This is a genomic window from Streptomyces sp. M41 (genome assembly GCF_043673425.1).
Taxonomy (GTDB): Bacteria; Actinomycetota; Actinomycetes; order Streptomycetales; family Streptomycetaceae; genus Streptomyces.
The window spans coordinates 82,769-105,707 of the sequence record NZ_JBIMKE010000011.1; the positions used below are offsets into that span (position 1 = coordinate 82,769).

At 71.2% G+C, this 22,939-nt stretch carries 18 protein-coding genes; 16 read left to right on the top strand and 2 right to left on the bottom strand.

Annotated features, from left to right (window positions below):
- Positions 1 to 116: 116 nt before the first annotated feature.
- A complete protein-coding gene (locus tag ACHBTE_RS16460) occupies positions 117 to 1,268 on the top strand; it encodes a uroporphyrinogen-III synthase (protein WP_394724610.1) in 1,152 nt (383 codons plus the stop codon).
- A 439-nt stretch (positions 1,269 to 1,707) separates the two neighbouring features.
- Here ACHBTE_RS16460 and ACHBTE_RS16465 read toward each other — a convergent pair whose 3' ends face one another.
- Positions 1,708 to 2,346, bottom strand: a complete 639-nt coding sequence (locus tag ACHBTE_RS16465; RefSeq protein ID WP_394724611.1) for a DUF1772 domain-containing protein — start codon at positions 2,344 to 2,346, stop codon at positions 1,708 to 1,710.
- A gap of 208 nt (positions 2,347 to 2,554) precedes the next feature.
- Here ACHBTE_RS16465 and ACHBTE_RS16470 point away from each other — a divergent pair, with 208 nt between their 5' ends.
- The 6 genes from ACHBTE_RS16470 to ACHBTE_RS16495 all read left to right on the top strand — a co-directional run bounded on the left by ACHBTE_RS16470 (position 2,555) and on the right by ACHBTE_RS16495 (position 9,860).
- Positions 2,555 to 3,154 carry a CGNR zinc finger domain-containing protein gene (locus ACHBTE_RS16470; protein ID WP_394724612.1) on the top strand — a complete coding sequence of 200 codons (600 nt, stop codon included), beginning with the start codon at positions 2,555 to 2,557 and terminating at the stop codon, positions 3,152 to 3,154.
- A gap of 320 nt (positions 3,155 to 3,474) precedes the next feature.
- Entirely contained in the window at positions 3,475 to 3,996 is a 522-nt protein-coding gene (locus ACHBTE_RS16475) for a sigma-70 family RNA polymerase sigma factor (protein WP_010039908.1), read from the top strand.
- Positions 3,996 to 4,832, top strand: coding sequence for an anti-sigma factor family protein (locus tag ACHBTE_RS16480; protein ID WP_394724613.1), 837 nt, complete (start codon positions 3,996 to 3,998; stop codon positions 4,830 to 4,832). The genes ACHBTE_RS16475 and ACHBTE_RS16480 overlap by 1 nt, the downstream gene beginning before the upstream one ends.
- 95 nt (positions 4,833 to 4,927) lie before the next feature.
- Positions 4,928 to 7,384, top strand: coding sequence for a HelD family protein (locus ACHBTE_RS16485; protein ID WP_394724614.1), 2,457 nt, complete (start codon positions 4,928 to 4,930; stop codon positions 7,382 to 7,384).
- A gap of 407 nt (positions 7,385 to 7,791) precedes the next feature.
- Positions 7,792 to 9,216 carry an NAD-dependent malic enzyme gene (locus ACHBTE_RS16490; RefSeq protein WP_394724615.1) on the top strand — a complete coding sequence of 475 codons (1,425 nt, stop codon included), beginning with the start codon at positions 7,792 to 7,794 and terminating at the stop codon, positions 9,214 to 9,216.
- Positions 9,217 to 9,578: 362 nt separating this feature from the next.
- Positions 9,579 to 9,860, top strand: a complete 282-nt coding sequence (locus ACHBTE_RS16495; protein WP_007498188.1) for an HU family DNA-binding protein — start codon at positions 9,579 to 9,581, stop codon at positions 9,858 to 9,860.
- Between the two features lie 165 nt (positions 9,861 to 10,025).
- On the opposite strand, the gene murA is transcribed toward ACHBTE_RS16495, so the two are convergent.
- Positions 10,026 to 11,366 carry a UDP-N-acetylglucosamine 1-carboxyvinyltransferase gene (gene murA / locus ACHBTE_RS16500; RefSeq protein WP_217214737.1) on the bottom strand — a complete coding sequence of 447 codons (1,341 nt, stop codon included), beginning with the start codon at positions 11,364 to 11,366 and terminating at the stop codon, positions 10,026 to 10,028.
- A gap of 308 nt (positions 11,367 to 11,674) precedes the next feature.
- On the opposite strand from murA, the gene ACHBTE_RS16505 reads away from it, so the two are divergent.
- The 9 genes from ACHBTE_RS16505 (at position 11,675) to ACHBTE_RS16545 (ending at position 22,741) form a co-directional block, all read left to right on the top strand.
- Positions 11,675 to 12,247, top strand: a complete 573-nt coding sequence (locus ACHBTE_RS16505) for a YqgE/AlgH family protein (protein ID WP_394724616.1) — start codon at positions 11,675 to 11,677, stop codon at positions 12,245 to 12,247.
- 29 nt (positions 12,248 to 12,276) lie between these two features.
- Entirely contained in the window at positions 12,277 to 12,564 is a 288-nt protein-coding gene (locus tag ACHBTE_RS16510; RefSeq protein ID WP_019754409.1) for a DUF3039 domain-containing protein, read from the top strand.
- 225 nt (positions 12,565 to 12,789) lie between these two features.
- Complete coding sequence (locus tag ACHBTE_RS16515) at positions 12,790 to 14,085, top strand: extracellular solute-binding protein (RefSeq protein ID WP_394724617.1); 1,296 nt, start codon at positions 12,790 to 12,792, stop codon at positions 14,083 to 14,085.
- Positions 14,082 to 15,083, top strand: a complete 1,002-nt coding sequence (locus ACHBTE_RS16520) for a carbohydrate ABC transporter permease (protein ID WP_394724618.1) — start codon at positions 14,082 to 14,084, stop codon at positions 15,081 to 15,083. Before ACHBTE_RS16515 ends, ACHBTE_RS16520 begins: the two co-directional genes overlap by 4 nt.
- Positions 15,084 to 15,088: 5 nt before the next feature.
- Positions 15,089 to 15,922 carry a carbohydrate ABC transporter permease gene (locus ACHBTE_RS16525; RefSeq protein ID WP_394724722.1) on the top strand — a complete coding sequence of 278 codons (834 nt, stop codon included), beginning with the start codon at positions 15,089 to 15,091 and terminating at the stop codon, positions 15,920 to 15,922.
- A 25-nt stretch (positions 15,923 to 15,947) separates the two neighbouring features.
- A complete protein-coding gene (locus ACHBTE_RS16530; protein WP_394724723.1) occupies positions 15,948 to 17,570 on the top strand; it encodes a beta-N-acetylhexosaminidase in 1,623 nt (540 codons plus the stop codon).
- A gap of 226 nt (positions 17,571 to 17,796) precedes the next feature.
- Positions 17,797 to 18,690, top strand: coding sequence for an FAD binding domain-containing protein (locus ACHBTE_RS16535; RefSeq protein ID WP_394724619.1), 894 nt, complete (start codon positions 17,797 to 17,799; stop codon positions 18,688 to 18,690).
- Positions 18,687 to 20,435 (top strand): 2Fe-2S iron-sulfur cluster-binding protein, encoded by a 1,749-nt coding sequence (locus tag ACHBTE_RS16540; RefSeq protein WP_394724620.1) that lies wholly within the window; start codon positions 18,687 to 18,689, stop codon positions 20,433 to 20,435. Before ACHBTE_RS16535 ends, ACHBTE_RS16540 begins: the two co-directional genes overlap by 4 nt.
- A complete protein-coding gene (locus ACHBTE_RS16545) occupies positions 20,432 to 22,741 on the top strand; it encodes a xanthine dehydrogenase family protein molybdopterin-binding subunit (protein ID WP_394724621.1) in 2,310 nt (769 codons plus the stop codon). The genes ACHBTE_RS16540 and ACHBTE_RS16545 overlap by 4 nt, the downstream gene beginning before the upstream one ends.
- Positions 22,742 to 22,939 lie beyond the last annotated feature (198 nt).

Genomic DNA, 22,939 nt, shown 5'->3' on the forward strand with positions numbered 1-22,939 from the left:
GCACCGTTGACAGGCTCGCTCGGCATGCAGGTGTAACCACCAAGGGTGCGTTCAGGGACCACCTTCGGTGCGGCAGCCTGAGGCAGGCACCACGACTCGAGTGCGGGACGAGAGTTATGTACGACGAACAGCAGCAACCAGAACACGGGCCCCTCGCGGGCTTCACCGTGGGCGTGACCGCAGCGCGCCGGGCCGACGAGCTCGGCGCGCTGCTCCAGCGGCGCGGCGCCTCCGTTCTGCACGCCCCCGCCCTGCGCATCGTGCCGCTCGCCGACGACAGCGAGCTGCTCGCCGCCACCAAGGAGATCATCGAGCGGACGCCGGACGTGGTGGTCGCCACCACCGCGATCGGCTTCCGGGGCTGGATCGAGGCCGCCGACGGGTGGGGACTGGGCGAGGACCTGCTGGCCCGGCTGCGCGAGGTCGAACTGCTCGCGCGCGGGCCCAAGGTCAAGGGGGCGGTCCGGGCCGCCGGGCTCACCGAGGAGTGGTCGCCGTCCAGCGAATCGCTGGCCGAGGTGCTGGACCGGCTCCTGGCGGAGGGTGTCGACGGCCGCCGGGTCGCCGTACAGCTGCACGGTGAGCCGCTGCCGGGGTTCGTGGAGTCGCTGCGGGCCGGGGGAGCGGAGGTGCTCGGGGTGCCGGTGTACCGGTGGCTGCCGCCGGAGGACCTCGGTCCGGTCGACCGTCTGCTGGACGCGGCCGTCTCGCGCGGTCTGGATGCCGTCACGTTCACCAGCGCGCCCGCGGCCGTGTCGCTGCTGGCCCGTGCCGAGGAGCGCGGGCTGCTGGCCGAACTGCTCTCGGCGCTCAACCACGACGTGCTCGCGGCCTGCGTGGGACCGGTCACCGCCCTGCCGCTCCAGGCGCGCGGCGTGGCGACCGTGCAGCCCGAGCGCTTCCGGCTCGGACCGCTCGTACAGCTCCTCTGCCAGGAACTTCCGGGCCGGGCCCGGTCGTTGCCGGTGGCCGGGCATCAGGTGGAGATCCGGGGGCACGCGGTCCTCGTCGACGGGGTGCTGAGGCCCGTGCCGCCGGCCGGCATGTCCCTGTTGCGGTCGCTGGCCCGGCGGCCGGGTTGGGTGGTCGCCCGGGCGGATCTGCTGCGGGCCCTGCCGGGGGCGGGGCGGGACGAGCACGCGGTGGAGACGGCGATGGCCCGGCTGCGGACGGCTCTGGGGACGCCGAAGTTGATCCAGACGGTGGTGAAGCGGGGGTACCGACTGGCGCTGGATCCGGCGGCCGACGCGACATACGCGGACGCGTGAAGCCGCCGTCAACTGCCCGTGCCCGCCTGGGCCCCAGCTGAGCCCGTGCTTTTCCCGCCTGGGCCCACATGTATCCCGCCTGAGCCCAGGTGCGCCCGGCTTGTGCACGGCTGTGTCACCTGAGCCGGGTTGCGTCCTTCTTGAGCCCGGCCGTGTGACGCCAGAGCCCGGTTGCGCCCGTCTTGAGCCGGGTTGTGTCCCGCCTTGGCATGGCTGTTCCCCGTCTGACCCGCGTTGCGTCCGGCCTGAGCGCGGCTGTGTCCCGGCCTGAGCCGTGCAGTGTCACGCCAGAGCCGGGATATGTCCCGCCTGAGCCCACCTTCATCCGCCTGACCCGCGTTGCGTCCGGCCTGAGTCTGGTTGTGATCCGGCCTGAGCCCGGCTGTGCCCCGCCCTGCCCCCCGGCTGTGACCCGCCCTGAGCCCGGCCGTGATCCGGCCTACGCCCGGTTGCGTCCGCTTGAGCCCGGCTGTGCCCGACCGCTCCGGCCGTTTTCCCCGGCCCCTCTCCTGACCGATCCGGCCGTTTCCGCCGGCCCCTGTCCTGACCGATCCGCCCGTTTCCCCCGGCCCTGTCCCGCCCGCCCCCGGCCAGGTGCCGTCCCCGCCCGGCCGTACCCCACCAGTGCCCGCCCGAGGCACCCCAGTGCCACCGTCGACAGCACCGCGCGCGCCGCGTTCCACGCCACCCACGGTCCTTCGAACCGGGCCCGCAGCGCGGCCGGGTCACCCGTCCCGGCCAGCTCGTCGTTCAGCGGGACGTTGAAGGTCACGGTCACCAGGAAGGCCATCGCGTACGCCGCCACCGCCGTCCACACCCACCTCCGGTACGGCGTCGCGCGCAGCTGCCACGCCGACACTCCCGTCAGCACCAGCGCTCCGAGGAAGCTCAGGAAGAACACCGGGTTCTGGATCACGTCGTTGATGTCGCGCATGACCGCGACGTACATCCGGTCGTCGCTGCGGGCCAGCCCCGGCATCACCCCGCAGGAGAAGACGTAGAAGGCCCCGGCGATCAGCCCGGTCGTGACGGTCGCCGCACCCAGCACGGCTCCGGTGACGGCGTTGCTTCGTGTCATGCCCTCCAGTCAACGGGCCCGGCGCCGCCCCGGACATGGTCGTCCCGCGCGTGCGCATAAGCGGTCGTCCACGCGCCAACCGCCGGTACGAGGGGTTCCGGCTGTGCCGGTGGGCAGGCACTGTTAGAGGGAACGGTTCCCCCAGCTCTCCTCACGGCATCTCACCGACCCCTTCTGACCGGGGTGACCCCTAGGCGGTGACAGGCACATGGCACTGGGTACGGTCACGGGCGCGTACGAGCCCCGGTTCGACGCCGGGCGGATCTGTCTGGATCTCCTCGCGACCACGCACCCCGGCGAACGGTTCGACTCGGTGGAGGTGCTGTGCGCCTGGATCGCCCGTTCCGGACTCGTCCCACCGGGCACACCGCTGGCACACGCCGACGCCTCCTGGCTCGTCGCGTTCCGGGAACTGCGCGGCCGGGTCGGTCAGTTGGTACGCGGCGGCGGACTCGCACCCGAGCCCTGGCCGTCGTACGACATCGCGCTGGCCCAGGTGAACGACCTCGCCCGCGTCGCGCCGCCGGCGCCCCGGGCCCGGCGGGGTGAAGACGGCACCCTCGTGCGTGAGTTGGATCAGCCGCCCGAGTGCGCCGCGCTGCTCGGCGCCATCGCGCGGGACGCGGTCGAGCTGCTCACGGATCCGCTCGCACGGGCCGGGCTGAGGGAGTGCGAGGGTGACAACTGTCCGATCGTCTATGTCGATACGTCCCGGGGACGCAGGAGGCGCTGGTGCTCCAGTGAGGTCTGCGGGAACCGGGAAAGAGTGGCCCGGCATCGTCGCCGCGCGGCCCTCTCCCGCGCCTGACCGTCCGTTATGCGGCTTCTGTGAAACGCGTATCGAAGTGATTTCGATTACATGTCGTTTACCTACGCACCCGTAGGGAAGCGCAGAATCGATCTTGCCGATGTGACGGATATGTAAAGATCGCGCGGTTGGAATGTGCTGCCATGTCCCCCCTCGTCACGTCACTCCGAAGAAAACTGTCTTCTCGGTTTGAACACTCAACCCACCCCTCACGTAAAGGTGGTCGAGCGACCGACTGGGGGAACCCCCGGACATCGGAGGTGGGCGTGCGCAAGGATTCCGTCGTGGCCAATGAACGTGGATCGAGGGCCCGACATCGCATGTCCCAGCCCTCGGAACCTGATGAGGAGCTGATGCGTGCGCTGTACAGAGAGCACGCCGGACCCCTCCTTGCGTATGTCCTTCGACTGGTCGCCGGTGATCGGCAACGAGCAGAGGACGTCGTGCAGGAGACGCTCATCCGTGCCTGGAAGAACGCCGGACAGCTCAATCGAGCGACCGGATCGGTACGCCCCTGGCTGGTGACGGTCGCCCGGCGCATCGTCATCGACGGCCACCGCAGCCGGCAGGCCCGGCCGCAGGAGGTCGACCCGTCGCCGCTGGAGGTCATCCCCGCGGAGGACGAGATCGACAAGGCGCTGTGGCTGATGACGCTGTCGGACGCGCTCGACGACCTGACCCCAGCTCACCGGGAGGTTCTGGTCGAGACGTACTTCAAGGGGCGTACCGTCAATGAGGCGGCCGAGACGCTGGGGATACCCAGCGGCACGGTCCGTTCCAGGGTGTTCTACGCCCTGCGGTCGATGAAGCTGGCTCTGGAGGAGCGGGGGGTGACGGCGTGATGAGTGTTTACGGGGGTAACCAGGGATTCGGGATGGGCGGTTCGGGTATGTCTGGACCCATGCAGGGACATCCGGTTCCGAGCGAGCACGAGACCGTCGGCGCCTACGCCCTCGGGATTCTCGACGACGCCGAGGCAACCGCTTTCGAAGCCCACCTCGCGACGTGCGAATGGTGCGCACAGCAACTGGACGAGCTCGCGGGAATGGAACCGATGCTGGCCGCGCTCGCGGACCTGCCCGGTGCCGGCACTCCCGCCATCGGCGACTCCCTGTCGGCCAAGCCCAGCCCGCGGCTGGTGAACAAGCTCGTCGACGAGGTCGCCGAGCGCCGCGCCCAGAAGCGCCGGCGCAGCTTCTACATGGTCGCCGCGGCTGCCGCGCTCATCGTCGGCGGCCCCTTCGTGGCCGTGGCGACGAACGGCGGCGGTTCCGAAGACGGCGGTGGCGAGGCCAACCGGACCGTGCAGGCGGCCAACCCCGCCAAGGATCTGTTCGACAGCATGGAGACCAAGGCTTCGGGAAGCGACCCGGGGTCCGGCGTCAGCGCGACCGTCGCCATGTCGGAGAAGCTCTGGGGCACCGAGACGGCCCTCGAGCTCAAGGGGGTCAAGGGCCCGCTCAAGTGCTCCCTGATCTTCGTCAGCAAGGACGGCGAACGCGAGACCGCCGCCTCCTGGTCCGTCCCGAAGTGGGGTTACGGCATCCCGGACGCCAAGACCGAGCAGGCCAGGAACCCGCTCTACGTCAGCGGCGGTGTGTCCATGTCCCCGGACGACGTCGACCATGTGGAGGTCATGGACTTCGACGGGAACAAGCTCGCCGAGGTCGACGTATAGGACAGATCCTAGGCCGCTCCTAGGCCGTGCCGTAGCTTTTCCGGGTCCCCTTCGCGTACGGTTGACGGCTGCCCAGCACGTCAGAAGGGGGCCCGGTGGCCGCTCAGGCTCAACAGGAAACCGCGCTCGAAGACTCCCTGAGAGATCGAGAGATCGGCGTCGAACAGGAACACCTGGACCGGGTGTACCGGCGTCTCGAGGAGAAGATCCACGAGGCCGAGTTCCTGATGAACGACGCGGCCAAGCGCGGCCAGGTCGGCACGCCCGGCGCGCTCGCCGAGCGCGACGCGCAGGTCTTCCGCGCGGGCGTCCACCTCAACCGGCTCAACAACGAGTTCGAGGACTTCCTCTTCGGGCGTATCGACCTGCTGCTCGGCAAGGACGGCAAGAAGGGGCCCGACGGCGCGTACACCGCCGTCGAGCCGGCCGAGGGCGCGGTCCGCGAGGACAACACCGCCGACATCGCCGAGACCCTGCACATCGGCCGCATCGGCGTGCTCGACGCCGACTACGCCCCCCTGGTCATCGACTGGCGGGCCCCGGCCGCGGCGCCGTTCTACCGCTCCACCCCGGTCGACCCCGGCCGCGTCGTACGGCGCCGGGTCATTCGTTCCAAGGGCCGCAAGGTGCTCGGCGTCGAGGACGACCTGATGCGCCCCGAGCTGCGGGCCTTCATCGGCGGCGACGAGCTGCCCGTCATCGGTGACGGCGCCCTCATGGCCGCCCTCGGCCAGGCCCGCAGCCACACCATGCGGGACATCGTGGCGTCCATCCAGGCCGAGCAGGACCTGGTCATCCGCGCCCCCGCTGCCTCGGTGACGTACGTCGAGGGCGGCCCGGGCACCGGCAAGACCGCCGTCGCCCTGCACCGCGCCGCCTACCTGCTCTACCAGGACCGGCGCCGCTACTCCGGCGGCATCCTGATCGTCTCGCCGACCCCGCTGCTGGTGGCGTACACGGAGGGCGTGCTCCCGTCCCTCGGCGAGGAGGGGCAGGTCGCCATCCGGGCGATCGGCTCCCTGGTCGACGGCGCCGAGGCCACGCTGTACGACTCCCCGGCCACCGCCCGCGCCAAGGGCTCGTACCGCATGCTCAAGGTGCTGCGGAAGGCGGCGCGGGGCGCGCTGGAACTGGGGCCCGGAGGCGGCACCGGTCAGGGCCGGGCGGGACAGCTCGCCCTCGGCGAGGACATGGGCGAGGACTCCGGCGGTGACACGGGCCGCGCCTCGGGCGACGACCGCACCGGCGTGTCCGCGCGGCGCCTCGCCGGACCGCCCACCCGGTTGCGCGTGGTCGCCTTCGGGCGCCGGCTGGAGCTGGAGGCCGACGCGCTGGAACGTATCCGCCGTACCGCCCTCGGCGGCACGGCCCCCGTGAATCTGCTGCGCCCGCGCGCCCGCAAGCTGCTGCTCGACGCCCTGTGGGCACAGTCGGGCGGCGCCACCCGGCACACCGACCCGGAGCTCGCCGCCGAGCTGCGCTCCTCCTTCGACGAGGACGTGACCTCGGAGGACAGCTTCCTCGCCTTCCTCGACGCCTGGTGGCCGGAGCTCACCCCGAAGGCGGTCCTCGCGGCGATGGCCGACGAGCGCCGCCTCGGCCGCTGGGCCCGCCGGATCCTCAACCCCGGCGAGGTCCGCAAGGTGGCCCGTTCCCTGAGACGGGACGGCCTGTCCGTGCACGACATCGCCATGCTCGACGAGCTCCAGGCGATCCTCGGCGTCCCCGCCCGCCCGCGGAAGAAGCGGGACCTCGACCCGCTGGACCAGCTCACCGGTCTGGAGGAGCTGATGCCGGTGCGTGAGGAGTCGCAGCGCGAGCGCGCCGAGCGGCTGGCCGCCGAGCGCACCGAGTACGCCCATGTCATCGTCGACGAGGCCCAGGACCTCACGCCGATGCAGTGGCGCATGGTCGGCCGCCGCGGCCGGCACGCCACCTGGACGGTCGTCGGCGACCCGGCCCAGTCCTCCTGGTCCGACGTCGACGAGGCCGCCGAGGCCCGCGACGAGGCCCTCGGCACCCGCCCCCGGCGCCGCTTCGAGCTCACCGTGAACTACCGCAACCCCGCCGAGATCGCCGAGCTGGCCTCGAAGGTCCTGGCCCTCGCCATGCCCGGCTCCACAGCACCGGCGGCCGTCCGCTCCACCGGCGTCCGGCCCCGCTTCTCGGTCGTGGGCGAGTCCCTCGCACAGACCGTGCGCGACGAGGCCGCCCGGCTGCTGGACCAGGTCGACGGAACCGTCGGTGTGGTCGTCGCCATGCAGCGGCGCGAGGAGGCGGCCAAGTGGCTCGCCGGGCTCGGCACGGGGGTCCCCCCGGTCGAGCGAAGCCGAGACTGGGGGAGGGTCGTGGCGCTGGGCAGTCTGGAAGCCAAGGGCCTGGAGTACGACGCCACGATCGTCGTCTCCCCGGCCGAGATCGCGGACGAGTCACCGGCCGGGCTGCGTGTGCTGTACGTCGCCCTGACCCGGGCCACCCAGCAGCTGACGGTCGTGTCGGGGGAGCGGGACGAACCGGATGCCTTCGGGGTGCCCGACCTGCTCAGGGACTGATCCGGACCTTTCCGGACCGATCCCGACCGATCCGGAAACCGCGTTCCGGCGGGGTGGCGGTGCGGGAATGGCCTTATGGGATCTGTTTGTTAGCCTGGGTGTGGCACCGGCTCGATCCAAGCCCCCGGGCCCAACCATCGTCGCTACGAGCGACCACTTGCCGCGAGGCGAGCATGGCGGGTCGGTGTCATGAACGTAGAGAAGGGACCCACGTCACCCGGTGACGTGGGTCTCTCTCATGAGTGGGCGCGGAAGCGGACGCAGAAGCGGACTCCTTGAGCGGGCTCAGCAGGAGACGTGGCGAACAATACGTTCGCAATTCAAGCCCGGCTAACTCCTACTCGGCGGTAGGTGCGACGATCGGACGGCACATCTCAGCTATACGGTGAAAGCAGAGGAAGTCGGCCATGGCAACGGCGCCCAGCGTCTCCTACTCGATGACGGTCCGGCTGGAGGTGCCCGCGAGCGGAACCGCGGTCTCCCAGCTCACCACGGCCGTGGAGTCCCACGGAGGCTCGGTCACCGGCCTCGACGTGACCGCGTCCGGCCACGAGAAGCTCCGTATCGACGTCACCATCGCCGCCACCTCCACCGCGCACGCCGACGAGATCGTCGAGCAGCTGCGCCTGATCGAGGGCGTCACGCTCGGCAAGGTCTCCGACCGTACGTTCCTGATGCACCTCGGCGGCAAGATCGAGATGGCGTCGAAGCACCCCATCCGCAACCGTGACGACCTGTCCATGGTCTACACGCCCGGCGTGGCCCGCGTCTGCATGGCGATCGCCGAGAACCCCGAGGACGCCCGGCGTCTGACCATCAAGCGCAACTCCGTTGCGGTTGTGACGGACGGCTCGGCCGTGCTCGGTCTCGGCAACATCGGCCCGAAGGCCGCGCTGCCCGTCATGGAGGGCAAGGCGGCCCTCTTCAAGCGGTTCGCCGGCATCGACGCCTGGCCGATCTGCCTGGACACCCAGGACACCGACGCGATCGTCGAGATCGTCAAGGCGATCGCCCCCGGGTTCGCCGGCATCAACCTGGAGGACATCTCCGCGCCGCGCTGCTTCGAGATCGAGGCCCGGCTGCGCGAGGCCCTCGACATCCCCGTCTTCCATGACGACCAGCACGGCACCGCGATCGTCGTCCTGGCCGCCCTCACCAACGCCCTGCGTGTGGCGGGCAAGCCGATCGAGAACATCCGCGTCGTCATGTCCGGCGCCGGCGCCGCCGGTACGGCCATCCTCAAGCTGCTGCTCGCCGCCGGTGTGAAGAACGCCGTCGTCGCCGACATCCACGGCGTCGTGCACGCGGGCCGCGACGACCTGCGTCAGGCCCCGGCGGACTCGCCGCTGCGCTGGATCGCCGACAACACCAACCCCGAGGGCCTGACCGGCACCCTGAAGGAGGCCGTGCGCGGCGCCGACGTCTTCATCGGTGTGTCGGCCCCGAACGTGCTCGACGGTGACGACGTGGCCGCCATGGCCGAGGGCGCCATCGTGTTCGCGCTCGCGAACCCGGACCCCGAGGTTGACCCGGCAATCGCCCGTCAGACGGCGGCAGTTGTGGCCACGGGCCGCTCCGACTTCCCGAACCAGATCAACAACGTGCTGGTCTTCCCGGGTGTCTTCCGCGGTCTGCTGGACGCGCAGTCCCGCACGGTCAACACCGACATGATGCTGGCCGCCGCGAAGGCGCTGGCGGACGTGGTGACCGAGGACGAGCTGAACCCGAACTACATCATCCCGAGCGTGTTCAACGACAAGGTCGCCGGCGCGGTCGCCGGTGCGGTGCGGGAGGCCGCGAAAGCGGTGTCCGCGGTGACGTCCGGCGAGTGATCGCCGGGGTTCGGTGCCTCACAGCCCCGAAAAGTGTGCGTGGGCTGTGAGGATCGCCACGGCAAGCCCTTGTGACGGCGCGTCGTGGAACCTGGGGCCTTCGGACGGCGTTTATCGTGACGGCCAGGCTCAGGCCCTCTCTTCGTGTGACTCCCACGGGTGTTCTCACGACTCCTCCGGGTGCCGGATTGGCTTTCCCGCCGCAGGTAGGGGCAGGATGCGTCCCTGGGCGCAAGGGGTCTGAACCATGGACCCGGGTCCGGGGACCCACCGAGGACCCTGGCAGCATCGACATCGCTGTGCCCGACATGCGGCTCCGCCGCGTGGCACGCCTCAAGGCAAATGAACACGGGAGTAACAACATGAACCGCAGTGAGCTGGTGGCCGCGCTGGCCGACCGCGCCGAGGTGACCCGCAAGGACGCCGACGCCGTGCTGGCCGCGTTCGCCGAGACCGTCGGCGAGGTCGTCGCCAAGGGCGACGAGAAGGTCACGATCCCCGGCTTCCTGACCTTCGAGCGCACCCACCGTGCCGCTCGCACCGCCCGCAACCCGCAGACCGGCGACCCGATCCAGATCCCCGCCGGCTACAGCGTGAAGGTCTCCGCGGGCAGCAAGCTCAAGGAAGCCGCCAAGGGTAAGTAAGGGTTCGCCCGAGCGCCGTCGTGGCGTGGCGCCGTGGGCGACTGCGGGCCCGTCCCGGCTGGTCGCGCAGTTCCCCGCGCCCCCTTTCAGGGCGCTGTACCAACGCCGATGGGGCGGTCACCCGGTACCGGGTGACCGCCCCATCGGCGTATGCGCGGCCGGCCGCTATCCGAGGGCCTTGCCCGGCAGCTCCACCTTCGCGCCCAGCTCGACCAGTTTCTCCATGAAGTTCTCGTAACCCCGGTTGATGAGGTCGATGCCGTGGACCCGGGACGTGCCCTGGGCCGCGAGGGCCGCGATGAGGTAGGAGAAGCCGCCGCGCAGGTCGGGGATGACCAGGTCGGCGCCCTGGAGCTTGGTGGGGCCGGAGACGACCGCCGAGTGCAGGAAGTTGCGCTGGCCGAAGCGGCAGTCGGAGCCGCCCAGGCATTCGCGGTACAGCTGGATGTGTGCGCCCATCTGGTTCAGCGCGGAGGTGAAGCCGAGCCGGGACTCGTAGACCGTCTCGTGGATGATGGACAGGCCCGTCGCCTGCGTGAGGGCCACCACCAGCGGCTGCTGCCAGTCCGTCTGGAAGCCCGGGTGCACGTCCGTCTCCAGGGCGATGGACTTCAACTGGCCACCGGGGTGCCAGAACCGGATGCCCTCGTCGTCGATCTCGAAGGCACCGCCCACCTTCCGGTAGGTGTTGAGGAACGTCATCATCGAGCGCTGCTGGGCGCCGCGGACGTAGATGTTGCCCTCGGTGGCGAGCGCCGCGGACGCCCACGAGGCGGCCTCCAGGCGGTCCGGGAGGGCGCGGTGGGTGTAGCCGCCGAGCGAGTCCACACCGGTGACGCGGATGGTGCGGTCGGTGTCCATCGCGATGATGGCGCCCATCTTCTGCAGGACGCAGATGAGGTCCTCGATCTCGGGCTCCACCGCGGCGTTGGACAGCTCCGTGACGCCCTCCGCCAGCACGGCCGTCAGCAGCACCTGCTCGGTCGCGCCCACGGACGGGTACGGCAGCCGGATCTTCGTACCGCGCAGCCGCTGCGGAGCCTCCAGGTACTGTCCGTCGGCCCGCTTCTCGATGGTCGCGCCGAACTGGCGCAGCACCTCGAAGTGGAAGTCGATGGGACGGCCGCCGATGTCGCAGCCGCCGAGGCCGGGGATGAAGGCGTGGCCGAGGCGGTGCAGCAGCGGACCGCACAGCAGGATCGGGATACGGCTCGAACCCGCGTGGGCATCGATGTCAGCGACGTTCGCGCTCTCCACGTGCGACGGATCCATCACCAACTCGCCCGGTTCCTCACCCGGACGGACCGTCACACCGTGCAGTTGCAGCAGACCGCGTACGACACGCACGTCACGGATGTCCGGTACGTTGCGCAGTCGACTCGGCGCGCTGCCCAGCAGGGCGGCGACCATGGCCTTCGGTACGAGGTTCTTCGCACCGCGGACACGGATCTCGCCCTCCAGCGGGGTTCCGCCGTGGACAAGCAGGACATCGTCGTTGACGGTCATGTATCTCGCGTTCCGATGAGTTGGGCAGGGGCCAGGAGGGAAAGGGTAATCGCCGTCGGCCCCCCTTAAGTAAGCCCGAGTACGGCTCAGGATCGTCATATCTGTGTCACAACACGAACGGTTGGCTCTCGGGCACGAGCGGTCACCGTTTCGGCCGGGTGCCGGGCGGCGCTCCCGTCCCCCCTCCCGAATCCCACCACCACCCTCGAACGCGGCCTTACCAGGCCACTCCTCGATTCATGGCCGCATTCACCCGCGAACCGGCATTGCCTCCCCACACGAAGGGAAGATGCGGGATCATGTCTGGCATGACCGAGGTGTCCTCGCTCACAGGGCGGCTGCTCGTGGCCACGCCCGCCCTGGCGGACCCGAACTTCGACCGTGCGGTGGTGCTTCTTCTCGACCACGACGAGGAGGGCTCCCTCGGCGTCGTCCTCAACCGTCCGACTCCCGTGGACGTGGGCGACATCCTGGAGGGCTGGGCGGAGCTCGCGGGCGAACCCGGGGTGGTCTTCCAGGGCGGCCCGGTCTCCCTGGACTCGGCGCTCGGCGTGGCCGTCATCCCCGGTGACGCGTCCGGCGAGAGCGCCCCGCTGGGCTGGCGCCGGGTGCACGGCGCGATCGGGCTCGTGGATCTGGAGGCCCCGCCGGAGCTGCTCGCCTCGGCCGTCGGCAGTCTGCGGATCTTCGCCGGGTACGCCGGCTGGGGACCCGGCCAGCTGGAGGACGAGCTGGTGGAGGGCGCCTGGTACGTGGTCGAGTCCGAGCCGGGGGACGTGTCCTCGCCGGCGCCGGAAAGACTCTGGCGCGAGGTGCTGCGCCGGCAGCGCAGCGAGCTGGCGATGGTGGCCACGTATCCGGACGACCCTTCGCTCAACTGATGCGTGTGAGCTTCAGTACCCTTGGCGGTATGAGCACTCTCGAGCCCGAGCGCGGGACTGGTACGGGGACCCTCGTCGAGCCCACGCCGCAGACTTCCCACGGCGACGGCGACCACGAGCGCTTCGCCCACTACGTCCAGAAGGACAAGATCATGGCGAGCGCCCTCGACGGCACCCCCGTCGTGGCGCTCTGCGGCAAGGTCTGGGTGCCCGGCCGTGACCCGAAGAAGTACCCGGTGTGCCCCATGTGCAAGGAGATCTACGAGTCCATGGGTGCCGGCGGCGACGACAAGGGCAAGGGCAAGGGCGACAAGTAACGGCTCCCCGGCCGGTCGCGCGTAGGTCGACCTAGGCCCCCGAGGTGCGTTTTGCGCGGCTCGGGGGCCTTTGTGCTGCCCGGGCGTTGCACGGGGTGCGTCCGCCTGTCACAGAGTGGTTGAGACCTCTTGTGGACGTGTTCATGAACTCCCTAGCCTCCGTTGTGTTGTGCAGAGCGAAACACTCATTGCGTATGTTGCAACGCACCTTCGGAGGAACACTCCATGAAGCTCTCTCCCCGACTCCCCGCCCTGCTTCTCACCGCCCTCGTGGTCACGGCCTGTGCCCCCCAGACCTCCACCAACTCCTCCTCCGACAAGGACGACAGGACCGGGACCCTGCGGGTCTGGCTCTTCCAGGAGGTCGGCAACCAGCCGAAGGAGAAGGTCGTCGACTCCGTCGTCACCGCCTTCGAGAAGGCCCACGAGGGCACGAAGGTCGACGTCGAGTACATCCCGGTGGAGACCCGCGCCCAGCGCGTCAAGGCCGCCTTCAACGACCCGGAGTCCGCGCCCGACGTCATGGAGTACGGCAACACCGACACCGCCGGCTATGTGAAGGACGGCGGACTCCTCGACGTCACCGAGGAGTTCGGCGCCTGGCGCGAGTCGAAGGACACCGACCCCACCGCCAAGCAGTCCGTCACCGTGGCCGGCAAGGTCTACGGGGCAGCGTTCTACGTCGGCGTCCGCGCCCTGTACTACCGCACGGACGTCTTCGAGGAACTCGGGCTGTCCGTGCCGAAGACCATGGCCGAGCTGGCGACGACGGCCCGCAGGATCCGTGCCGCCGAGCCCGAGCTGTACGGGCTCGTCGTGGGCGGCGCGTACACCTACGGCGCGATGCCGTTCGTGTGGGCCAACGGCGGAGAGCTCGCCACCGGCAAGGGCGGCTCGTACGTCTCGGCGATCGACAGCGCGGCGGCCCAGAAGGGCATCAAGGCGTACACCTCCCTGTTCAGCGACGACAACTGTCCCGCCGCCAAGTGCGCGGGCATGGGCGGCAACGACACGGTGACCGCGTTCGCCGCCGGCAGGGCGGGCATGGCGATCGGCGGCGACTTCAGCCATGCCGCGGTGGAGGCCGGGAAGGTGAAGGGCAAGTACGCGGTCGTGCCGCTGCCGGGTGTGCGGGCGGGGTCCGTCGCGCCGGCGTTCGCGGGCGGCAACAACATAGGCGTCCTGAAGAGCACGTCGCATCGGACGCTGGCGGTCGAACTCATGCAGCGGTTGGCGTCGAAGGAGACGCAGGAGTCGATGTTCCGGGCTATGGGGTTCCTGCCGACGTTCGCCGATGTGCGGGAGCGGGCGGCGGCGGAGGAGCCGTATGTGAAGCCCTTCGTGGAGACCCTGGCCGCGGGTACGAAGTTCGTTCCCGCGTCGCCTGCGTGGTCGCAGATCGACTCCTCTCTTGTGCTGCCGACGATGTTCCAGGAAGTCATCAGCGGCAAGAAGGATGTGGCCGCGGCTTCCGGGGATGCGGCGAAGAAGATGAACGAGGCGTTCGGGTCCGTGGGATGACCGCGCCCGGTGGCTCGGAGGTTCAGGAGCGTCGGCGCGTGCAGGCGGATCGCGGTTTCTCGCGCCCACGCGGCGGTGGCCGCACATTCACCACGGCCCCGCGCCCGCAGGGACGTCTCCGTCGCCGCAATCAGAAGACACCCTGGCTCTACCTCGCCCCCGCCCTCGTCGTTCTCGGCGGACTGCTCGTCTACCCCGTCTACCAGCTCGGGCTGATCTCGTTCTTCGAGTACACCCAGGCGCAGGTGAGCGGCGGCGAGCCGACGGCCTTCCAGGGTTTCGGGAACTACGCGGAGCTGTTCTCCGACGACCAGTTCTGGCAGGTGCTCCTCGCCACGGTCGTCTTCGCGGCGGCGTGTGTCGTCTCGACGCTCGCCGTGGGGTGCGCGCTTGCCGTGCTGCTCACGCGGGTGCGTGCCGTGCCGCGGCTCGCGCTGATGCTGGCCGCGCTGGGGGCCTGGGCCACGCCCGCCATCACCGGGTCGACCGTCTGGCTGTTCCTGTTCGACCCGGACTTCGGGCCGGTGAACCGGCTGCTGGGGCTCGGCGACCACTCCTGGACGTACGGACGGTTCAGCGCCTTCTTCCTCGTACTGCTCGAAGTGGTCTGGTGCTCCTTCCCGTTCGTGATGGTGACGGTGTACGCCGGTATCCGTTCGGTCCCGGCCGAGGTGCTGGAGGCCGCCGCGCTGGACGGGGCCTCGCAGTGGCGGATCTGGCGGTCGGTGCTGGCACCGATGCTGCGGCCGATCCTCGTGGTCGTCACCATCCAGTCGGTCATCTGGGACTTCAAGGTCTTCACCCAGATCTACGTCATGACGAACGGCGGCGGCATCGCGGGCCAGAACCTCGTGCTGAACGTGTACGCCTACCAGAAGGCGTTCGCGTCCTCGCAGTACAGCCTGGGCTCGGCGATCGGCGTGGTGATGCTGCTGATCCTGCTGGCCGTGACGCTCATATACCTGCGGTTGCTGCGCAGACAGGGGGAGGAGCTGTGAGATCCGTGCGTTTCGTACGGCGCCCGTGGCGGCTGCTCGCGGAGGCGAGCGCACTGGTGATCGCCGTGGTGGTGGCGTTTCCGCTGTACTGGATGGTGCTCGGCGCGTTCAAACCGGCCGGGGAGGTCGAGTCGAGCGAACCACGGCCCTGGACGCTCGCGCCTTCCCTGGATTCCTTCCGGCGGGTCTTCGAGCAGAACGAATTCGGCCGCTACTTCCTCAACAGCCTTGTCGTCGCGTGCACGGTCGTCGTCGTCTCGGCGCTGATCGCGTTTCTCGCGGCGACCGCGGTGACGCGATTCCGGTTCCGCTTCCGGACCACCCTGCTGATCATGTTTCTGGTGGCCCAGATGGTGCCGGTGGAGGCGTTGGCGATCCCCTTGTTCTTCCTCATGCGGGACTTCGGCCAGCTGAACACCCTCGGGTCGCTGATCCTGCCCCACATCGCCTTCTCGCTGCCGTTCGCGATCTGGATGCTGCGGGGGTTCGTGAAGGCCGTTCCCGAGGCCCTGGAGGAGGCCGCCTGCATCGACGGCGCGAGCCGGTCGCGATTCCTGTGGCAGATCCTTTTCCCCCTGGTCTTCCCCGGGCTCGTGGCCACCAGCGTGTTTTCGTTCATCGCGGCCTGGAACGACTTCCTGTTCGCCAAGTCCTTCATCATCAGCGACACTTCGCAGTCCACCTTGCCGATGGCCCTGCTCGTCTTCTACAAACCGGACGAGCCGGACTGGGGCGGGGTGATGGCCGCGTCCACGGTGATGACCATTCCGGTGCTGATCTTCTTCGTACTCGTGCAGCGACGGCTGGTGTCGGGGCTGGGCGGGGCGGTAAAGGACTGATGTGACTTCTGCTGTGACCCCTGCGATGGAACTGATCCCCGCGCCGAGCGCCGTCGAGGGCGGCCCCTTGCCCGGCGGATTCCGGCTCGACCGGACCACCGCCCTGTGGGCGGCCCCCGGCACGCAGACCACGGAACGCTGGCTGCGGGCCACCCTGGGCGCGGCGTTCGGCCTGCCGCTGCCGCCGGGGCCGCAGAACGCTCCGGGCGCCGTACGGCTGCTCCTGGACGACGAGCTGGGGCCGGAGGCGTACCGGCTGGGCGTCGGCGCGGACTCGGGTGTGGAGATCCGGGGCGGTGACGCGGCCGGCGTCTTCTGGGGCGCCCAGACACTGCGTCAGCTGCTCGGGCCCGACGCCTTCCGGCGCGCCCCCGTCCGGCCCGGCGGCACGCTCGAAATCCCGCACGGGACGATCCATGACACCCCCCGATTCCGCTGGCGCGGCCTCATGCTCGACGTCGCCCGGCACTTCATGCCCAAGGACGGCGTCCTGCGCTACCTGGATCTGATGGCCGCCCACAAACTCAATGTCTTCCACTTTCATCTGACGGACGACCAGGGCTGGCGCATCGAGATCAGGAAGTACCCCCGGCTCACGGAGACCGGCTCCTGGCGCGCCCGCACCAAATTCGGCCATCGCGCCTCCCCGCTGTGGGAGGACAAGCCGCACGGCGGCTTCTACACCCAGGACGACATCCGCGAGATCGTCGCGTACGCCGCCGAGCGGCATATCACCGTCGTCCCCGAAATCGACGTGCCCGGCCACTCGCAGGCCGCGATCGCCGCGTACCCGGAACTCGGCAACACCGACGTCATCGACACCACCGCCCTCTCCGTCTGGGACAACTGGGGGATCTCCGCCAACGTACTCGCCCCCACCGACACCACCCTGCGTTTCTACGAGGGGGTGTTCGAGGAGGTGCTGGAGCTGTTCCCCGCGGAGTTCGTCCATGTCGGGGGCGACGAATGCCTCAAGGACCAGTGGCGCCGGTCGCCCACCGCGCAGAAGCGCATCAAGGAACTCGGACTGCGCGACGAGGACGGCCTTCAGGCGTGGTTCATCGGACACTTCGACTCCTGGCTCTCCGCGCGCGGGCGCCGGCTCATCGGCTGGGACGAGATCCTGGAGGGCGGGCTGGCGAAGGGGGCGACGGTGTCGTCCTGGCGCGGGTACGCGGGCGGGGTCGCGGCGGCCCGCGCGGGGCACGACGTCGTCATGTGCCCCGAGCAGCAGGTGTACCTGGACCACCGTCAGGACCCGGGCGCCGACGAGCCGGTGCCGATCGGGTACGTGCGCACCCTGGAGGACGTCTATCGGTTCGAGCCCGTTCCCGCGGAGTTGACGCCGCAGGAGGCCCGGCATGTGCTCGGTGCGCAGGCCAATGTGTGGACGGAGGTGATGGAGGACCACGCGCGCGTGGACTACCAGACCTTCCCCCGCCTCGCCGCGTTCGCCGAGGTCGCCTGGAGCGGCCTGCCCGCCCCGGCGGAACGGGACTTCGCCGACTTCGAGCGGCGGATGGCCGTCCATTACGGGCGACTCGACGCCCTGGGGGTCGGCTACCGGCCGCCGACGGGACCGCGGCCGTGGCAGCGGCGGCCGGGGGTGCCCGGCCGCCCGATCGACGGGGCGCTTCCGAACAGGTAATGGAAAAAAACCGGCAAGGGGTCACCGAAGAGTGTCAATCGGCACTCACTGGTGATGCCGTGGCAAAACGGACCATCTCCCCGATGAGGTGGGCGAATGCCTCCTAGCGGACCCGTGTCCTCGGGTCCTGCGAAGATGTGCCAGAGTTGCCACGTCCGCCCTGTCAGCACGTACCGTACGGCAGCACAGGTGGGACCAGGTGGGGCAGCGGGAAGGGGCAGCCGGTTTGACCACGAGTGCACCGCAGGCGGCGCAGGCCGTCACGCTGCCCACGACGCTGGACGAGGCCGTGGCGGCACTGGCCGCCATGCCCGCCGCCGTGCCCGTCGCGGGCGGCACCGACCTGATGGCCGCCGTCAACTCCGGGCAGCTCAGGCCCGCCGCGCTGGTCGGCCTCGGCCGGATCAGCGAGATCCGCGGCTGGCAGTACCAGGACGGCCACGCCCTGCTCGGCGCGGGTCTCACGCACGCGCGCATGGGCCGCCCCGACTTCGCCGCCCTGATCCCGGCGCTCGCCGCCGCCGCGCGCGCCGCGGGCCCGCCGCAGATCCGCAACGCGGGCACCCTCGGCGGCAACATCGCCTCGGCGTCCCACACCGGTGACGCGCTGCCGGTCCTCGCCGCCCTGGAAGCGACGCTGATCATCGCGGGCCCGGGCGGAGCCCGCCGGGAGATCCCGGTGTCGCACCTGCTGGCGGGCATGGAGATGCTTCGCGCGGGCGAACTCATCGGCTATGTGCGCGTGCCGCTGCTGCACGCCCCGCAGGTCTTCCTCAAGGCCACCGGGCGCACCGGCCCGGGACGCGCCATGGCGTCCGTCGCGGTCGTCCTCGACCCCGCCCGGCGCGGAGTCAGGTGTGCCGTGGGCGCCATAGCGCCGATGCCGCTCAGGCCCCTGGAGGCCGAGGAGTGGGTCGCCCGGCTGATCGACTGGGACAACAGCCGCGCGATCGTCCCGGAGGCGCTGCACGCTTTCGGGGAGTACGTCGCCGCGGCCTGCATCCCCGACCCGGCCCCGGCCGAGGACGGTTCCGTGGCCCAGCATCCGCCCGCCGTACTGCACCTGCGGCGCACCGTCGCCGCGCTGGCCCGACGAGCACTGGGGAGGGCGCTGTCGTGACCGACGACCAGCACGGAGAGGGCACGCCCCAGGGCGCGGGCCGTTGGGACCCGCTGCCCCAGGGCGAGTACGACGACGGCGCCACCGCCTTCGTCAAGCTCCCCGAAGGGGGCATCGACGCCCTCCTGGCCTCCTCCGACAGTCCGCTCGCCGCGCCCGGCCACGGGTACGTCCCGCCGCAGATAACGGTCGCGCCGGGCTCGACCGCGGGTACCGACCCGGCGGCCCCCGGCGGCTGGCCGGTCGCGGGCACGCCCGCCGAGGGCGCCCGCTGGCCCGACCCGAACACCGGCGGGCAGGACACGGTCGGCGACCGCTTCACGTACAACCCCGGCGTGACCCAGCAGTGGAACTTCTCGGAGGCCGCGGCGGGTCAGGATGCCGCGGCGGCCGGTCAGGACGTCACCGGGCAGTGGTCGATCCCCGTCGCCGACGGTGACCTTCCGGACGAATCGGGCGAGTTCACCACGTCGTCGCTCGTCGAGCAGTGGGGCGGCAACCCTCCGGCCACACTGCCGGGCGGCGCGCCCGCACCGTGGGCCACACAGGCCACCGGAGAGCCCTGGGCGCAGCAGGCGGAGGCCGCGCAGGCCCAGGAGCACCCCGCGCACCCCATGCGGTCCGAGGAGCACGGCGGCGACCGGCCCGCCGTACGGCCCGACGCACGGCCCTCGGACCACCCGCGGCCCCCGCACGGCGGACAGTCCCACGAGCAGGCCGCGGCGGAGCGGGCGCCGGGGCGCACCGGCACGCACGAGCACCCTCCCTCGGCACCCGGCGCCGACCCGCACGCGCGCGTGGCGCCCGGATCCGACCAGGCCGCGCATCCGCACGAGCGAGCCGCCGGGGAGGTGTCCGCGCAGGCGTTCACCCGACCGCGCGACGAACCCGGCACGGCACCGGCACCGCCCGCTCCCGGGGCTCCTGAGGCCGCGGACGACACCCGGGGCGCCCAGGGCGTCCAAGAGCCCGCAGAGGCCGCCGACGACCCCGCCGGGTCCCGCGCGGAGGGCTCCCGGGGCGACGCCGCGGACGCGGAGCCGGAGACCGACACCGCCGCCGACCCCACCGAGCCGGCCGCCTCCGACGACGTACCGCCGCCTTCCGGCGAGGAACACCCCCTCGCCTCCTACGTCCTGCGCGTCAACGGCGTCGACCGGCCCGTATCGGACGCCTGGATCGGCGAGTCGCTGCTCTACGTGCTGCGCGAGCGGCTCGGCCTCGCGGGCGCCAAGGACGGCTGCTCGCAGGGCGAGTGCGGGGCCTGCAACGTGCAGGTCGACGGACGGCTCGTCGCGTCCTGCCTGGTGCCGGCCGTGACCGCCGCCGGCAGCGAGGTCCGCACCGTCGAGGGACTCGCCGCCGACGGGCAGCCCTCGGACGTGCAGCGGGCGCTCGCGCGCTGCGGCGCCGTCCAGTGCGGCTTCTGCGTGCCCGGCATCGCGATGACCGTGCACGACCTCCTGGAGGGCAACCCGGCGCCGACCGAGCTGGAGACCCGCCAGGCGCTGTGCGGCAACCTGTGCCGCTGCTCCGGCTACCGGGGCGTGGTGGACGCCGTCAAGGAGGTCGTCGCCGAGCGCGAGGCACAGACGGCGTCCGACGGCGAACACGACGGGGACGAACCGCGTATCCCACACCAGGCGGGCCCGGGGGCCGGCGGGGTCAACCCGTCGGCGTTCGAGGCGCCCGGCGCCATGGAACCGCGTGACCAGGCGTACGGACAGGACGGAGGCCAGGCGTGAGCAACGAAGCCGCCACCGCGACCACAGCCGCGGAGGCAGCACCTGCCCCCGAGCCGATCCCGCACGGCCTCGGCGCCTCCCTGCCGGCCGCCGACGCCCGTGCCAAGACCGAGGGCACGTTCCCGTACGCGGCCGACCTGTGGGCCGAGGGCCTGCTGTGGGCGGCCGTCCTGCGCTCGCCCCACCCGCACGCGCGCATCACGTCCATCGACACCTCCCATGCGCGCGAGATGCCCGGCGTCCGGGCCGTCGTCACGCACGAGGACGTCCCCGGCAGCCCGCTGCTCGGCCGTGGCACCTCCGACCGCCCGGTCTTCGCCTCCGAGGTCGTACGCCACCACGGCGAGCCCATCGCCGCCGTCGCCGCCGACCACCCCGACACCGCCCGCCTGGCCGCCGCGGCCGTCATCGTCGAGTACGAGGTGCTCGACCCGGTGACCGACCCCGAGCAGGCCTTCGAGGCCGAGCCGCTGCACCCCGACGGCAACCTGATCCGGCACATCCCGCTGCGCCACGGCGACCCCGACGCGGCCGGCGACGTCGTCGTCGAGGGCCTGTACCGCATCGGCCGCCAGGACCCGGCGCCCATCGGCGCCGAAGCGGGCCTCGCGGTCCCGCGTCCCGACGGCGGCGTGGAGCTCTACCTCGCCTCCACCGACCCGCACACCGACCGCGACCGGGCCGCCGCCTGCTACGGCCTGGACCCCGAGCGGGTCAAGGTCGTCGTCACCGGCGTGCCCGGCGCCACCGCCGACCGCGAGGACCAGGGCTTCCAGCTCCCGCTCGGCCTGCTGGCACTCAAGACCGGCTGCCCGGTGAAGCTCACCGCCACGCGCGAGGAGTCCTTCCTCGGCCACACCCACCGCCACCCCACCCTGCTGAGGTACCGCCACCACGCGGACGCCGAGGGCAAGCTGGTCAAGGTCGAGGCGCAGATCCTGCTGGACGCGGGTGCCTACGCCGACACCTCCGCCGAGGCGCTGGCCGCGGCGGTCGCCTTCGCCTGCGGTCCGTACGTCGTCCCGAACGCCTTCATCGAGGGCTGGGCCGTGCGCACCAACAACCCGCCCTCCGGCCATGTGCGCGGCGAGGGCGCCATGCAGGTGTGCGCCGCCTACGAGGCGCAGATGGACAAGCTGGCCAAGAAGCTCGGCGTGGACCCCGCGGAACTGCGCCTGCGCAACGCCATGGCGACCGGCGACGTACTCCCGACCGGTCAGACGGTCACCTGCCCGGCGCCCGTGGCCGAACTGCTCCAGGCCGTACGGGACTACCCCCTGCCGCCGCTTCCCAAGGACACCCCCGAGGACGAGTGGCTGCTGCCCGGTGGCCCCGAGGGCGCGGGCGAACCGGGCGCGGTGCGACGGGGCGTGGGCTACGGCATCGGCATGGTGCACATGCTCGGCGCCGAGGGCGCGGACGAGGTCTCCACGGCCACCGTGAAGGTCCACGACGGCGTGGCCACGGTGCTCTGCGCGGCCGTCGAGACCGGCCAGGGCTTCACGACCCTCGCGAGGCAGATCGTCCAGGAGACGCTGGGCATCGACGTGGTGCACGTGGCGCCCGTCGACACCGACCAGCCCCCGGCGGGCCCGGGCTGCCGCGGCCGGCACACCTGGGTGTCGGGCGGTGCGGTGGAACGCGCCGCCAAGATGGTCCGCACCCAGCTCCTCCAGCCCCTGGCGCACAAGTTCGGCATGTCCACCGAGCTGCTCCAGATCACCGACGGCAAGATCACCTCCTACGACGGCGTTCTGTCGACCACCGTCACCGAGGCGCTGGACGGCAAGGAACTGTGGGCCACGGCGCAGTGCCGCCCGCACCCGACCGAGCCGCTGAACGAGGCCGGCCAGGGCGACGCGTTCGTGGGCATGTCCTTCTGCGCGATCCGCGCGGTGGTGGACGTCGACATCGAACTGGGCTCGGTGCGCGTGGTCGAGCTGGCCCTCGCCCAGGACGTCGGCCGTGTGCTGAACCCGGCGCAGCTGGAGGCGCGGCTGGAGGCGGGCGTGACGCAGGGCGTGGGCATAGCGCTCACGGAGAACCTGCGCTCGGCACGCGGCCTGATCCGCCACCCGGACCTGACGGGCTACTCCCTGCCGACCGCCCTGGACGCCCCGGACATCCGGATCGTGAAGCTGGTGGAGGAACGGGACGTGGTGGCGCCGTTCGGCGCGAAGGCGGTGAGCGCGGTACCGGTGGTGACGTCCCCGGCGGCCATCGCCTCGGCCGTACGCGCCGCGACGGGCCGCCCGGTCAACCGGCTGCCGATCCGGCCGCAGGCGGCGGTCGTGACGGGGCAGTGAGCTGCCCGCGACGCGCGCGATTCCGGCGGGGCGGGAACGCTCGAGGGTGTGCTGAGCGTCTCGTGATGTGAAGCGCTGTCATCGGTCGTGCCGCTCCGGGGCGTCGCCCGGCGATCGGGCCGGTTCCAGGGGCGTTGTCAGTGGTGGCGCGTAGTGTTCTGGGCAGTGGGACGGCTGCCGGTCGCGGTGGCCGGCCGG